Raw genomic sequence first — 14,976 nt, 5'->3', positions numbered from 1 at the left:
TGCGCTGTAAATTTTAACAAATAATGACAACTATCCAAATCTTACATATCGTGTCGCTTTGTGTTACTTACATGCCAGTGCAACTCAAATCGTATGATTGTTGTTGCTAATCTTATAAGTTCTGATCTGAATATTCTATAATAAAAATTTTTAGGGGTTTAACATGAAAGCAGATTTACCACATTTAGAAAGTAGTTTTGTTGAGAGATTTTTAGAAAAACGACAAACCCATTCATGCACAAATGCTTTACGTGAGGATTCTATTCATTTTCTTAAGGAATTAATTGATTTTCTTTTCCCTCATTTTTCGAGCAAAGTTTATCATTCCTCCGAAGATATAATGGCGAAAATGCAACTGCTGAAGAGAGATTTAATTAATCTATTAAAGGAACTCAATTCGAATTACTCGGGCAATCCATTGGATGATGCATCCGCGATAATTTCGAAAATCCCGGAAATTCATGAAAAACTTTGGAATGATGCCGAATTTATATTTAAAGGAGATCCTGCCGCCGAAAGTGTTGACGAAGTAATTTTGGCTTATCCTGGATTTATGGCAATTGTGATTTACAGAATTGCGCATGAAATGTACAAAATAGGCACTCCGATTCTTCCCCGAATACTTACTGAATATGCTCATGAAAAAACTGGAATTGATATTCATCCCGGAGCTAAAATTGGCACTCCTTTTTTTATTGACCATGGTACCGGAATAGTGATTGGTGAGACTACAATGATTGGGCAGAATGTTAAAATCTATCAAGGCGTTACATTGGGCGCGATGAGTGTTGATAAAAATTTGGCGGAGACCAAACGCCATCCAACAATTGAGGATGATGTCGTAATTTATTCTCAGGCTGTAATTTTAGGTGGTAATACTGTTGTAGGAAAAAATTCTGTTATAGGAGGTAATGCATGGATTACTCAGAGTATCCCTCCAAATTCCGTTGTATATAACAAAAGTGAAGTAAAAGTCAGAAGCAACCAATCATTTGAAAACACGATTGATTTTATAATTTAATTTAGAATATGCTTTGTTTTAATTAATCACCAATTTTCAATTTAATAACACTCAGTGGGTCAACTCTTTTTTGATACCATTGAACGCCAAGGTGAAGATGAGGTCCTGTAGATCTTCCTGTTGAACCAACAAAACCAAGGGGACTGCCCTTTTTAATAAACTCACCTGCTTTAACAACCGTCTTGCTTAAATGCAAATAGATACTGGTTAATCCCTGTCCATGATCAATCAAAACAAAATTTCCATTATAGTAAAAATCATCTCCTACAAAACGAATTATACCATCAGAGATTGCGCGGACGGTATCCGATTCCTTTCCTCCAAAATCAATTCCGTTATGAATATTTTGCGGTTTACCATTTAATATTCTTTGATTGCCAAATACTCCCGTTATTTTTGCGTTATCAACAGGATAGGTGAAACCGGAAGAGAAGTACGCATTACTATCAAGGCCAATATTCTTGCGCGCGAGCTTCATTAATTCTCTTTCTGATTCAATTCTGTCTAAAACATTTTTTGGTGGCTCAACATATTTACTTGCGATTTTTAATTTCTGAACGCTGTATTTATTTTTTTTAAGATTAATTTTTTGTGTGTGCGATTTTCCATTTAAAAAATTTACAGTAAGTGTAAATTCTCCATGATCGTCTCTATCAAAACCAAGAACAAAATAACCATTCTCATCAAACTGAATTTTTTTATCATCTAACAAAATACTTTGCGCGTTATCTGTCTTTCCTATTAAAATACTACCTTGTTTTGCATCACCAAAAAGTTTTACATCCTGAGAGAAGATAAAATTGCTGGTATAAATCAATAAAATGAGAATAAAAAATTTCATGCTACATCTCCGATATAGTGAATAGATAGAAATTTTACAAGACAGTCCAATAAGCCGAAATCTGTCCCGAAAAATATCTGTAACTCGATTGGTCACGTGAAGTTGTCCCCATTGCTAATCTAGCCGACAATGAAAATGTGGGGAACCATTGGTGGAATAACTCAAAATGTCCTTCCAAAGCCAAAAATTTATTTTGAGGTACTATTCCAATTTTACCTCCGATAAGCACTCGTAAATCTTTCTTTCTATCTAGATCTTGATCGACCCAAATGCTGTGAGATTCAAAATTGGTGGGAGAGTAATAATAGTCGGCTTTTATCTTAGAGTTAGAATAAGCGTATTCATAACCAACAATAAAATCTTTAGTAATATATCTTCCCAGCCGAAGCATTAAATCGTTGCTTTCGTTTCCATCCTCAACAGATACATATTGAAAATAACCTGAGATTTTAAATCCATTTTCATGAACAAAATAACCATCTGCTTTAAATAAGGAGGCGTATAATCTGTTATCAATTAAATAGGGGGAGTACAAAATAAGCGCTGCATCGGAGTACTGGTAGGTAAGCCCAACTGAAAAAGTGTCGGCTTTTTCCATTCTCATAAATGCGTCTTTCTCTTCACGCCTTAATATACCTTGGGCAATACTTGATCCAAATCCTGCACCGAGACTAAAAATTTTGGAAGGGCGCAACAATACATGTCCCTTGAAAGTTGTAAACTGCTTGCTGCCGGTAAAGGCAAACTCTTCAAGCAGTTCTTGATCAAGACTTTCGCCATTTGCCTTTACGTGCTGTTTCATAAAAGAAACACCGAGAGTCAGATAACCGGTTACTCCAAGTTCTAACCGGCTTCCATAATTTGTTAAACGAAAACTAGTGTTATCTGAATAGTGTGAAATTATTGGAGCTAATCCAACATAACTAGGAAATGTTTCAAGAATTGCGGCTAATCCGGTTATAGGGAGCCAGCCCTTCCTCAATTTTACCATTTCTAATTGTTCGGGATCGAGACTTTCCCACTCTAATAAATCATTATAAATATCTCTAGCGTCGCTGTTTTCTCCAAGTTTTGCGTAACTATCTGCTAAATATAGATTGGCTTCAAAATTGGAAGAATCTTTTTCTACCAGTTCCTTAAATTCTTTTGCCGCATTCACCGAGTCTCCCATTGCAAAATAGAGTTTCCCTCTATTCATTTGTGCGTCAAAATTTTCTCCCTGCTTCAGTACATCATTGTAAGCATCAAGAGCTCTTTGATAATCTTTTGCACAAAAAAGTACATCCCCATATTCTTTGGTTATAAGTACATTGGGCTCAGCTTTGGAAAGATATTCCTCATAAAATGGAAGCGCTCCGGGACAGTCCTCAGCAACTACTCTTTGTCTACCAGTTTCTAGAATCGCGTAAAGTTTTTCCTCCTCCGCACGTAATATCTGCCAGTCAATATTAGACTGTAGTTTAATTACGTCGTCATTATTAGGGTCAATTTCTTTAGCTCTATTGGCGAGTGTCTGGGCTTCCTCAAAATCTTGATCGAGCAGTTTGAGAGAAGCAAATGAAATAATTGCCTGCAGATCATTCGGTTTTGCTTTGAGAACATTTTCGAGATATTGACGCGCGAGAGTAAGGTCTCTATTAATCCAAACAGAAACTTGGGCTCGGAATAATTGATAATCTAAATTATTAGGATATTCTTTCAGTAACCCATCGGTTACATCAATAGCCCGGTCAAATTCACGGTTCCATGCTAATACTCTTCCAAATCTAAACCGCAATTGTTGATCTTTTTCATCCGGGAATTTTTCAAAATACTGACTTAACATTACTGCCGCGCTATCGTAATATTGAAGGTTCTCATAATTCTGCGCCAAAGTTTTGATTGATTCTTTATCGTCGGGATTTATCAATAAGGCTTGTTTGGCGGCTAGAATTTTTTCTTCATAATTTTTTAATCTGTATTGCGTAACAAGATTCATCTTCTCAATATAACGCTCATCATTCTGGTTATTGAGGCCAATGAATTCAAGTTGTTGAAAGGCTTCTTCATATCTTTCTACTTTCAATAATTCATCAACAAGTTTAAATCGAGTTTCAATATCACCCGGACTTCTTCTAATCATTCTATAATATCTATCAATATCATATTCCTTTTCAAAAGCGCGAGGATCTTGTTGAGTTAAGTATGCTTCTCTATTTACGATATCGAGCCCGTCCTGCGCTTCCTTAAAGAATGGTTTAAAACCAAGTGAGGTTTCGAAAGCTTTTTTGGCGATAGCAAATTTTGAAAGCCAAAGAGTAAAATACCCGTATCTGCTCCAAAGCCGCCAATCTTCCGGAAATCTTTCAACATACTTTTTAAGTATTCTTTCTCCCTTAACAATATTTTTAGTTTTGGCGAGAATTTCAGTATATCTGATTATTTCATCGGGGGAAGCGTTATCATCACGTTTCAAGTATTCATCGTACCACTGTTCTGCTTTGTCCCAAATCTCCATCAACTTATATGATTTACCAATCTCCAAATAGTTATATGCGTTATTTGGGTCTATTGCAATTTCTCGCAAATGACCATTAATTTTTTTTTCGAGTAGCGGGTACCAAATACTAATTAATCTGCTCAGGTTCTTCTCATACTCAGCACGCTTGTTTGCATCACGATTTTCAATAGCTATTGCTCGTCTATAATCTAGCCGGGCATACTCAAATTGAGATCTTTTCTCAAAGCAAATTGCTCGGTAGTTATAACCATCAGATATTTGAGGATTCTGAGATATGTATTTGTTTAACTGGTCAATTGCTTCACCATATCGGCCGGCTTGCATATGGCTGAGCGCAGTATTTTTTAATACTTCAGAATCAGCTTTTTTCTGCTGTGCTTGCATTACTACAGTAAATAGGCACAATACTATAATTAATTTGAATATTTTGTTTAATTCTGCGGTCAATTATATTTACCGTTAAATTAGATTAACAATTTTGAATTATAATTTATTAAAAATACTTATGAAATGTGTGTTCTTTAAGTTACGCCGAGCAAGTTAGTTGAAATACTAACTTTAATCAAAATCTCAATTTGAATAGGGAATTTCGATATATCTTTTCGCAAAAGTATGTGAATTATTTCTATCGTTATATTTCAACACCTCCTTATAAAACATTAATGCATTATTGCGATTTCCCAAGAGATCATTTAATTGTCCGGAGAATAGTAGTGTGTTAATTAAAAAACCGGAAGCCCCTTTTTTATCAATTTCCCGTGAGAGTTTTTCACAATCTTTAAAGTAGACTAATGCTGTATCAATCAAATTTTTTTGTTTATAATCCATTGCAATATAGTACGATGCTTCTCTTTTAAACCTTTTATTGTAACCGGGGTAATTCATTTCGCACTTACCCAGTATATCTTTAAAGTGGATTGCGGCTTCGGAATAATTATTATCTTTCACAAAGGTCAATCCGTAATACCGTTGAAAACTTGGGTTATTTGGAAAATCCATTAATAAGTACTTTCCCCACTTTCTCGATTCATAAGAGTTATCTTCAAATTGGAAATTGAGAGTTTGTAAAAAATAGCGTGATTCTAAACGAGCATATCTTCCATTAATTGCCACATTTTCAAGCTCCTTTATCCCTTTAGCTTTATCTCCTTTAGGAAAGAAAAGCAATAATGGCTTTACCGCCGGGTATCTTTGAGGAATCACATCTGCATAGTAATGATATATTCCAAACCCAAGCTGAATATCAATATTCTTTGGATTTGCTTCATAAGCTTTATAAACAATGTCCAATCCTTCTTTTCCATCTAAAGCCGCTTTTAACCATTTTTCTCTTATTGCCAGGAGTCTCCCTCTAAAACCTAAAGAGCCACCTTTAAAAAACAATGCGTCAATATTCTTTTTGTTCTTATCTAAAATATTATCACAGAGATCGATGCATTCTTCAAGTTGATTGAAGAAATGTTCATCCATACTTTCGTTATCAATGTCGAGTAAAATTCTCCACCACGTGATCATTGATTTGAAAAACTTACCTGATGGATGCGTTGAATATTCCTTTACAACTAGATCAAATGTATTTTCGGCTTTATCAAATTCAATTCCATAAATTTGATTTACACCTGCTTTTACAAGTGAATCATGACGCACCCAGTCGTATGATTGAGCAACAACTTTTATTTGGATAATCAACAGCAGAAAAAATATTCTTGTCAAAATTTAATTATCCTCATTTTTTTTGTTCCAACGTACTCACTCTTTTTGAATAATTCCAATCAAAAATTGAGGAACCGAATAAGTTTGATTAAGATTACAATACTCTTTACCTTTATGTCAACTAAAAATAAAGCAATTTTGGTAATCGTTCTTTATACAATGGTGCATTGTTCAAATCTCAACATTAATCAAATACAAGCATAACAAAATGATTTGAGGATTATTCAATAATTAATTGGAGGTTAAAATGCCGCTCAATAAGTTAAAAGAATATCTTGATAGCAACCAAATTAGGTATGTAACAATTAAACATTCTCTCGCATTCACAGCGCAGGAAATTGCAGCCTCAGCCCATATTAAAGGTAAAGATATCGCAAAAACGGTGATACTAAAAGTTGAAGGAAAATTAACAATGTTTGTTCTCCCAGGCTCTTATAAAGTTGATATTGAAAAGGTGAAAGAAGTACTTAATACTAGCAATGTGCGACTTGCCGATGAGATGGAATTTAAGGATAAATTTGCTGACTGCGAGATTGGGGCTTTTCCCCCTTTTGGCAATTTGTATGATATTGACGTTTATTGCGAAAACGCTCTACTGCAGGATGAAAATATTGCGTTTAATTCATGCTCTCATACACAATTATTTCAGATGAAGCTGCAAGATTATATAAACTTAGTTCATCCCATGATTTTGAACTTTGCGTATCCGACAAAATTATAATTGAATTGATGAATAGAAAATTGCAGTATCGTCTCCTGGCCTTATTATTATTTGCACTTTTACCTTCTCTTATTGATGCTCAAATTATATTGGTTTGCAAATATGTGAATAGTAATGGGGAGGCGGTTGATTTATATAATTACAATGATATACCATTAAATATTCCGGTGATAATTTTAATAAGAAAAAATTCAAACACTCCGGCTAATAGCTCCCTCTTTTTTTCGATTAATAGAATTGAAGGTAAGGATCTAGTTAATAACTTAGATAAAGTAATATCATTTACCGAAAAAGAATGGACTGAAATTAAATATACTTTTTTGCGGGCAGGACCTTACAATCTAATCATTAAGGATCGGTCAAAAAGAGCAATTAAATCAATTCCCCTTTTAGTAAAATCAAACAAAAGAGAAATTGCTGCCGATGAGAGTGAGGCGGTGAAATATCAGAGCGCTAAAGCAATATTTGCAAAAAAAATACTAGAAGAGAAGCCACAGTTGGTAACAAATTCAATATCAATTAATGAAGACAAAGGACAAGTTTACATTTATCTTGAAACAGGAATACCTCTAAATACAGACATTCTCAAAATAAAAGTATGGAAGAAATCGGATTATTCAGCTCAGTATGACGTGTTTGTAGAGTCCAAAAAATTTAGTGTAATTCCGACCTGGGAGAATACCTATTTCAAACTTGGATTTAAAGAGGCGGGGAGTTATAAGATTTTTATTTATGACCAGGAAGAATTATTGATAAAAACATTATTTTGTCAGGTAAGAAACTAAAGGAAAGATATGAAGGGAATAATTTTGGCGGGCGGCTCCGGCAGCAGGATGTACCCGATCTCTAAAGTTTATAGTAAACAGCTTACATTAATCTATGACAAACCTCTAATTTATTATCCTCTTTCTTTACTAATGCTCGGGGGAATTAATGAAGTATTAATTATTTCTAACGAGGAAACAATTCCACTATATGAAAAATTATTTGGGGACGGTTCTCAGCTCGGAATGAAAATTAAATATAAAATTCAACCAGCTCCCAATGGGATTGCTGAAGCATTTATTCTTGGAGAGGAATTTATTGGTGACGACAATGTTACTTTAGTTTTAGGTGATAATATATTTTATGGAAAATTAAATTTCTTTTACGACGCAATTAACAAGAATAAAAAAGGGGCTACAATTTTTGGTTATCAAGTTAATGATCCTGAACGATACGGCATAGTTGAATTTGATAGTACCGGCAAAGCTATAAGTATTGAGGAAAAACCAAAACTGCCAAAATCCAATTTTGCAGTTCCAGGGTTGTATGTTTACGACAATAAGGTTGTCGAGATATCAAAAAATCTTGAACCATCCCCCCGAGGCGAATTGGAAATAACCGATGTAAACAAAAAATATCTTGAACAAAATGAACTTCGGGTGGAAAAAATTGGGCGTGGTGTTGCCTGGTTAGATACCGGTACTCCTGAAGCTCTTTTAAAAGCATCTAACTTTTTTGGCGTTATTGAAGATAGGCAGGGATTAAAAGTAGCTTGCATTGAAGAAATCGCTTATCAGAAGAAATTTATTGATAGAGCAAATTTTAAAAAATTGATCGAATCGATACCGAAGTCATTTTACCGGGATTATCTCGAAAGGGTATTGAGGGAAGAGTGATCAATTTCTTAATAATTATTTATGGCAAATTTTGAGTTCAAAAAAAATTTATAAATACATCTTTATTGGCTTGGGATGGTTTTTTGTAGGATTGGGTATTGTCGGGATTGTTACACCGCTGTTGCCAACTACTGTTTTCTTTTTAATTGCTGCCTGGTTCTTTGCAAAGAGTTCGGACCATTTTTATTTGTGGCTGATAAATCACCCCAGATTTGGCAAATTCATCAAGGATTATAGAGAGAAGAGGGGAATGCCATTAAAGTCGAAGATTGTAGCGGTTATTATGCTGAACATTACAATCTTATCCTCAATAATGTTTTTTACACAGAATATTTATGTTAGAATTTTACTTGTGATTATCGCGGTTAGTGTATCAGCTTATATAATTTCTTTAAATACAATAAAAAATGAACCAAGTGATTAGGAGTAATATTTAAATCCATAATATTCCGTCTGAATAGTCAGCATTATTCTGAAAACCCAGTATGGTTGCTCTTTGAATAAAATAGGACTACATTTATTTTAATTTTATTATCTTTGATAAAAATATATTAACCCCCATATTGGAGAAAAATAGAGATGCCTTTTTTTTCATCGAAATCAAAAAATGAAATAGAAAAGTTGATCGAAGAAAATGATGAGCTTAAAAACACTCTCCATCAGATACTGCAGAAACAACAAAATCTTACCGAAATAGATGCTAAACTTGTTGAGTTAAGAAGAGAATACACAGACCTCTCCATCCGCAAAGATGAGGCTCAGAGTACCATTAGAACTTTCGAAGATGAGTATGAAGAAAAATCGAATAAGATTAAAGAACTCACCCAAACAATTGAAAATTTATTTGAGCAGAAAGCAGAACTTGAAGAGTCAATATCAGCTATTCAGACTTTAAATCAAGAGAGAGTTGATGCAGAGGTAGCCGAAAAACAAAAGACTGTATATGAACTCAATGAGGAGATAACAAAACTTAACTCACTCGCAGATTCTATAAGAGATGAATTTGCCGAGAAGGAGGTTTTGCTTAATAAATTTAATGAGGAAGTTGAAGCTCTTAAATCTCAAAAGCAGGAACTTAGTAACTCAATAGGTTCGTATGGAGATAATCTGGAAGACTCTATCCAGAAAATTAAAAGTCTTGAAATCGAGCTTTCAGAAAAAATAGAGAATCTTAAGTCGGAGGAATTAAAAAGAAATGCGCTTATTAAGTCACTCGACGATAAGATCTCATTAAATGAAGAAATAAAATCGAATCTTGAAACCTCACTTTCAGCAATAGTAAGTCAGCTTTCGGAAAAAGAAAAATTATATACAGAATTCGCCTCCAAAAGGGATTCCCTGCTTGAAGAAGTTAGATCAAAACAAAAAGAATATGATGAGTTTGATTCGAGATACAACTTTGCAAAAGATAACATTACTAAACTTGAAGAAAACATAGTTGAGCTTAATTCAAAAAAAGAATTGATTGATGAGGAAGTTAGGAAGTTTGAATCAGTAAAAAATGAGATGCAGAGCCGGGTATTACAATTGAAGGAAGAGGAGGAAAACCTCAATAAGTCAATTACTTCTAAACGTACATTAATGGAAGAAATTGAGAAGCGAAAATATGAGATTGAAGAAAGTCACTTAAAAGTAGAAAATAGTTTTTCATCGGTTCTGCAGAAGTTTAATGAGGAGCTAAGTGCATCTCAAAATAAAATGAATTTGATTAAACAGGAAACTTTAGATAAAGAAAAAGAGTTGGCAGCTAAAGAGAAAATTCTTTTAGAGAAGACATCTCAAGTAGCTGAATATGGAGGTTTAACAAAAGTACTACAGAGAGAAAGAGCCGCTTCGGAACAGCAAATCCAGAACTTGAAGGATGAACAGAATAATCTGAATGAAAGAATTTTATTACTGAAAGATCATGAAAATAAGTATAAATTATCAGTACAGCGGCTTTCATCAGAAATTAAGCAGCTCGAATCTAAAAAGACTCTATTCGAGAATGAATTGAATACCATTCTAGGAAATTCCCAAAACGATCTTACCCAATTGAGTGAAAAAAAGCAGAGCTTACAAAAGGAAATTGATGCGGGAGTTAATGAGCTGTCAGATATTAATTCTAAAATTGAAACTGCGCAAAGTGATTTGAGGAAATTAAAGGAAGAATTGAAGAGTGTTGAAACTCACAAAGAAGAATACACTTCTAAAATTTCGGAACTAATAGCTATGGAAAAAAATCTAAGGTTCAAAATTTCTGAAATGGAGAAAAAAATTGAAAGTCGCTTGCCATCTAATGAATCTTAATATAAATAAGAATTATGACAATGCCTCGTTTCCGGCTAATTTATTAATTACATGTTTTCTTTTCCTTTTTATGAGCTTCAATCTTTTCTCGCAAAATATGCCCGACTCGCTTCGTTACAAGACAAATAAAAATTATCAGCTGCAGACTGAGATGTATGAAGTATACAAAACGAAACAGGCTGATATAGTTATGCTGGGAAACTCCCTTACACACGGAGCAAATTGGAATGAATTACTTGGGCGCTCAAATGTTGTAGAAAGAGGAATTGTAAGTGATATCTTACCAGGTTTTAATGCCAGAATAAATGGTGTCATTAGGTTAAAACCTAAAATAGTTTTTATAATGGGAGGGCTTAATGATATTTATTCATGGTCGAATGTACCCGATATTTTTAAACAGTATGTTAAGCTTATTGAACTATTGAAGTCAAAAAATATTATACCTGTTATTCAGTCAACTACATTCGCGACAAAAGATTATGGCAAAGATTATGGCGGGACAGCTGAATCGAATTTAAGCCGTAATCAGGAAGTAGTAAAGTTGAATAAATTATTAGGAGAGTACGCACAAAAGAACAATATTGATTTTATTGACCTTACTTCACAAATATCAACCCGTGATGGGTTTTTAAGAAGTGATTTAACCTGGGATGGTATTCATTTTAAAGCCTCGGCATACAAAATTTGGGCTCGTGAGGTTGAGAAAATCCTCAATAAATATAAATTATAAAGCGAAGGAAATATGAAGAACCGAATAGCTGAATCATTCTATATAGTTGCTACCGCAATAATTATCTTATTCTTAACCTCTTTTATTCCAACTGAAAAAGAAATTGCGCCCAACTTTATATTAAGAAACATTGACATTTTTTCTGATATCAGAAATGTTGAAGAGAATGATGGATTAATTAATTATCTGCCCGAATTGAACCTTTCTAAGGCATCTATCCTTGGCGGATTAAATCTTCCAATATTTGATGGATTCTCAGAAGTTTTTTATAATGCTTCTACTCCCTATTTTCAAGGGAGAAAATCACCAATTGTAGGAAATAAAAAACAATTGAGCTTCTTTTTTGAAGCATTAAAAAGCGCAAAGACTAAGACTGTCCGCGTTGCCCATTATGGAGATTCAGCGATTGAGGGAGATTTGGTTACAGCTGATATTAGAGAAACATTACAGAAAAGATTTGGAGGAACTGGTGTTGGCTGGCTTGGAATTGTTTCACAAGATATAACTTTTAGAATGACCACTAAGCATTCCTTTTCAGATAATTGGGATGCAGCCGCTCTTTATTCTAGCAACCCTAAAAATTTTCGTTTAGGAATTAGTGGTGAAGTTAGCATTCCAAAAGGGAATTCGTGGGTTCAATACGAAGCAACACGCGCGAGATCATATCTTAACGGTTTCACAAATGTAAAAGTGTACTATTCAAACGCAAAAAATTCTCAATTGTCCTATTCTTTTAATGGCGGTACTGCACAAAGAATTGGATTAAAATCAGAGGCTGGACTTCAGGAATTAGTAGTCACCAACAACGCTAAGGCTAAATCCGTTAAGCTTGAATTCCCATTAGCACAACAAGCTGAGGTGTATGGTGTTTCTTTAGAAAATGAAGCTGGTGTATATGTAGATAATTTGCCGCTGCGTGGAAATTCAGGCGTTGATTTGGGGTCATTACAAGTTTCTATGCTTAAAGATTTTTCGAAATATTTAGATTATAAACTTATCATTCTTGAATTTGGATTGAACATAGCCGGTACCCGCACAGATTACTCTTGGTACGAGAGGGAAATGATAAAAGTAATTAATAATTTCAAATCAGCATTTCCAAAGTCTAGTATAATTCTTGTAAGTGTTCACGATAAAGCGATGAAAAAAGGAAATAGCTTTGTTACAGACCCTGCAATCCTTCAATTACATGCAGTGCAAAAAACTATAGCCGAAAAAGCTGACGTTGCATTTTGGAGTTTGTTTGATGCGATGGGAGGAGAAAACTCTATGGCTACTTGGGTTTCGGCAAATCCACCATTAGCATTTAAAGATTATATACATTTTAATGAACAAGGAGCAAAAAAAGTAGCTCAACTTTTTACCGAGGCTCTTCTCGATGAATTTGCAAAATTTAAATAGAAAAATTATTATTAACTGAATTGTTCGCCAATTAATTAGCAGGAGCGCATGAATTCATCAAAACCAAACACATTGTGGAATCGCTGGCAGGAAAATGCCGAGAAATTTCCCGATCGAAGTGCAATAATACATTGGGTAGCCGGCGAAGAACCAATAAGAATTTCATTTAAAGAACTTATTGAGACAGCTAAAAAATTCTCTATAATGATTCATAAGTCGGGAATTAAAAAAGGGGATGTTTGCGCTATAATTATTAAACACAATCCTCTCTTCTATCCACTGTATTTGGGAATTATTAGAACTGGAGTGCTTCCTTCTATTCTGGCATATCCTAATCCACGACTTCATCCAGAAAAATTTAGACAGGGTTTGGAAGGAATGGCTCAAAGATCAGGTTTGGATTATCTTCTTATTCAAAGTGACCTTGAACCTTTAGTAAAACCATTGGTAGAGAAAACAGGTAGCACAGTTAAATCAATATTTCATCCGCTTGAGTGGAATTTGGAGGATGAATTTGATTCAAAGATTGATGAGGAAATTGAAAATATAAGTCAAACTATAAACGAGAATGATGCTCTTTTATTACAACATTCATCCGGTACAACAGGTTTACAGAAACCAGTGGTACTTTCACACGCAGCAGTCTTAAAACATGTAAATAATTTTGGTAAAGCGCTTAAGTTCAACGACAAAGATATAATTTCAACTTGGTTGCCACTTTATCATGATATGGGATTGATTGGGGCATTCCATCTTCCTCTTGCATATGGAATTCCTTCAATTCAGATTGATCCATTTGAATGGGTTCTTGCCCCTATTATTCACCTCGAATCAATTTCAAAAGAGAAAGCAACCGTTGGATTTTTGCCCAACTTCGCTTACAACATTTACGCAGAAAAAATTCATGATGAGGAATTGGAAGAACTTGATTTATCGAGCTTAAGGTTATTAGTTAATGCAAGCGAGCCAATTAGACACGACTCACATCAAAAGTTTGCCGATAAGATGAAGAAGTATGGTTTTAATCCTTTAGCATTAACTGGAATGTATGGAATGGCGGAGATGACTCTTTCTGTAATACAAACAGAACCGGGCACAAAAATTAAGGAAGTTACCGTTGATAGAAATAAACTTTCTAATGGAATAGTAGAACTTGCTACAGAAAATTCAGTCCCACGTGTTTGCGTTTCTTCTGGCAAGTTGATCGATGGTTGCCAAATAAAAATTGTTGATGAAAATAGGAATATCATTCCTAAAAATATTGTTGGTGAAATTGCCGTTAAGTCTGTTTCTCAATTTGATGGATACAGAAATTATCCCGAAAAAACTGCCGAAGTTGTTGACCAGGAAGGATGGTACTATTCGGGTGATTATGGATTTGAATATGAAGGGGAATATTTTATAATTGGCAGAAAGAAAGATATTATAATTGTTGCCGGTAAAAATATTTATCCCGAAGATATCGAAGATGCGGTTAATCAGGTTAACGGTGTAATACCGGGAAGAGTAATTGCTTTCGGTGAAGATGATGCCGCAATGGGAACTGAATTTGTAAGTGTTGTTGCGGAAACCAAATATGAAACTGATGAGCAAAAGAATGAATTGAGAATTGCAATTTTAAGAGCTGGTATGAGTATCGACGTTGTGATTCACAAAGTTTACATTGTTCCCGCACGCTGGCTAATTAAAAGTTCCAGCGGAAAACCAAGCCGTAAAGCAAATAAAGAAAGACTAATAGAAGAAAATGATCCACTAGTATGGAGTAAATAATGATTTCAAAAGAACTCAAAAGCGTTATCCTCGATGTGCTTCATCTTGATGATTTTGATTTACATGATGAAACAATAGCTCCGGATGTACCGGGCTGGGATTCGCTTACACATATAAATATTATTTTGGCCGTTGAAAAAAAGTTTAGCATCAAATTCAAAAGTTATGAAGTCCTCCGTTTGAAAAATGTTGGGGATCTTCAAAAGTTGGTTGATCTTAAATTAGCCAAATAGCTTTTCGTTTGAAAAAAACATAAGATAAATGCTGATGCATCATCCGCCATTTATAATTACAACATGCCAGTTGGTATGGCTAAATCGAACTAATTT

At 34.3% G+C, this 14,976-nt stretch carries 13 protein-coding genes; 10 read left to right on the top strand and 3 right to left on the bottom strand.

From position 1 onward, the window contains the following. The first annotated feature begins 163 nt into the window (after positions 1–163). A complete protein-coding gene (locus KF816_15255; GenBank protein ID MBX3009377.1) occupies positions 164–1,021 on the top strand; it encodes a serine acetyltransferase in 858 nt (285 codons plus the stop codon). A gap of 22 nt (positions 1,022–1,043) precedes the next feature. Here the strand turns inward: KF816_15255 and KF816_15250 are convergent, their stop codons facing one another. The 3 genes from KF816_15250 to KF816_15240 form a co-directional block, all read right to left on the bottom strand. Then, positions 1,044–1,862, bottom strand: coding sequence for a M23 family metallopeptidase (locus KF816_15250; GenBank protein ID MBX3009376.1), 819 nt, complete (start codon positions 1,860–1,862; stop codon positions 1,044–1,046). Between the two features lie 34 nt (positions 1,863–1,896). Further along, positions 1,897–4,809: a tetratricopeptide repeat protein gene (locus tag KF816_15245; protein ID MBX3009375.1), complete on the bottom strand. Its 2,913-nt coding sequence runs from the start codon at positions 4,807–4,809 to the stop codon at positions 1,897–1,899. Between the two features lie 123 nt (positions 4,810–4,932). Beyond that, a complete protein-coding gene (locus KF816_15240) occupies positions 4,933–6,078 on the bottom strand; it encodes a hypothetical protein (protein MBX3009374.1) in 1,146 nt (381 codons plus the stop codon). Between the two features lie 244 nt (positions 6,079–6,322). Here KF816_15240 and KF816_15235 point away from each other — a divergent pair, with 244 nt between their 5' ends. The 9 genes from KF816_15235 to KF816_15195 all read left to right on the top strand — a co-directional run bounded on the left by KF816_15235 (position 6,323) and on the right by KF816_15195 (position 14,880). Then, positions 6,323–6,796 (top strand): YbaK/EbsC family protein, encoded by a 474-nt coding sequence (locus KF816_15235; protein MBX3009373.1) that lies wholly within the window; start codon positions 6,323–6,325, stop codon positions 6,794–6,796. 8 nt (positions 6,797–6,804) lie between these two features. Continuing rightward, positions 6,805–7,581, top strand: a complete 777-nt coding sequence (locus tag KF816_15230; protein MBX3009372.1) for a hypothetical protein — start codon at positions 6,805–6,807, stop codon at positions 7,579–7,581. Between the two features lie 9 nt (positions 7,582–7,590). Then, complete coding sequence (gene rfbA / locus KF816_15225; GenBank protein ID MBX3009371.1) at positions 7,591–8,457, top strand: glucose-1-phosphate thymidylyltransferase RfbA; 867 nt, start codon at positions 7,591–7,593, stop codon at positions 8,455–8,457. A 31-nt stretch (positions 8,458–8,488) separates the two neighbouring features. After that, positions 8,489–8,881, top strand: coding sequence for a YbaN family protein (locus KF816_15220; protein ID MBX3009370.1), 393 nt, complete (start codon positions 8,489–8,491; stop codon positions 8,879–8,881). Between the two features lie 155 nt (positions 8,882–9,036). Further along, positions 9,037–10,746: a hypothetical protein gene (locus tag KF816_15215; GenBank protein MBX3009369.1), complete on the top strand. Its 1,710-nt coding sequence runs from the start codon at positions 9,037–9,039 to the stop codon at positions 10,744–10,746. After that, on the top strand, positions 10,736–11,476 hold the full coding sequence (locus KF816_15210) for a hypothetical protein (GenBank protein ID MBX3009368.1): 741 nt from the start codon (positions 10,736–10,738) through the stop codon (positions 11,474–11,476). Before KF816_15215 ends, KF816_15210 begins: the two co-directional genes overlap by 11 nt. Positions 11,477–11,488: 12 nt before the next feature. Continuing rightward, positions 11,489–12,877: a hypothetical protein gene (locus tag KF816_15205; GenBank protein ID MBX3009367.1), complete on the top strand. Its 1,389-nt coding sequence runs from the start codon at positions 11,489–11,491 to the stop codon at positions 12,875–12,877. Positions 12,878–12,925: 48 nt separating this feature from the next. After that, positions 12,926–14,647 carry an AMP-binding protein gene (locus KF816_15200; protein MBX3009366.1) on the top strand — a complete coding sequence of 574 codons (1,722 nt, stop codon included), beginning with the start codon at positions 12,926–12,928 and terminating at the stop codon, positions 14,645–14,647. Beyond that, on the top strand, positions 14,647–14,880 hold the full coding sequence (locus KF816_15195) for an acyl carrier protein (GenBank protein MBX3009365.1): 234 nt from the start codon (positions 14,647–14,649) through the stop codon (positions 14,878–14,880). The genes KF816_15200 and KF816_15195 overlap by 1 nt, the downstream gene beginning before the upstream one ends. Positions 14,881–14,976 lie beyond the last annotated feature (96 nt).

The sequence above is a fragment of the Melioribacteraceae bacterium genome (assembly GCA_019638015.1).
Classification (GTDB): Bacteria; Bacteroidota; Ignavibacteria; order Ignavibacteriales; family Melioribacteraceae; genus JAHBUP01.
This window is presented reverse-complemented; position numbering and strand designations above follow the sequence as displayed.

Coding starts and splice junctions, on each gene's coding strand:
- KF816_15210 (MBX3009368.1), top strand. CDS start 10,736: ATGAATCTTAATATAAATAAGAATTATGACAATGCCTCGTTTCCGGCT.
- KF816_15235 (MBX3009373.1), top strand. CDS start 6,323: ATGCCGCTCAATAAGTTAAAAGAATATCTTGATAGCAACCAAATTAGG.
- KF816_15250 (MBX3009376.1), bottom strand. CDS start 1,862: ATGAAATTTTTTATTCTCATTTTATTGATTTATACCAGCAATTTTATC.
- KF816_15195 (MBX3009365.1), top strand. CDS start 14,647: ATGATTTCAAAAGAACTCAAAAGCGTTATCCTCGATGTGCTTCATCTT.
- KF816_15230 (MBX3009372.1), top strand. CDS start 6,805: ATGAATAGAAAATTGCAGTATCGTCTCCTGGCCTTATTATTATTTGCA.
- KF816_15215 (MBX3009369.1), top strand. CDS start 9,037: ATGCCTTTTTTTTCATCGAAATCAAAAAATGAAATAGAAAAGTTGATC.
- KF816_15255 (MBX3009377.1), top strand. CDS start 164: ATGAAAGCAGATTTACCACATTTAGAAAGTAGTTTTGTTGAGAGATTT.
- rfbA (MBX3009371.1), top strand. CDS start 7,591: ATGAAGGGAATAATTTTGGCGGGCGGCTCCGGCAGCAGGATGTACCCG.
- KF816_15205 (MBX3009367.1), top strand. CDS start 11,489: ATGAAGAACCGAATAGCTGAATCATTCTATATAGTTGCTACCGCAATA.
- KF816_15200 (MBX3009366.1), top strand. CDS start 12,926: ATGAATTCATCAAAACCAAACACATTGTGGAATCGCTGGCAGGAAAAT.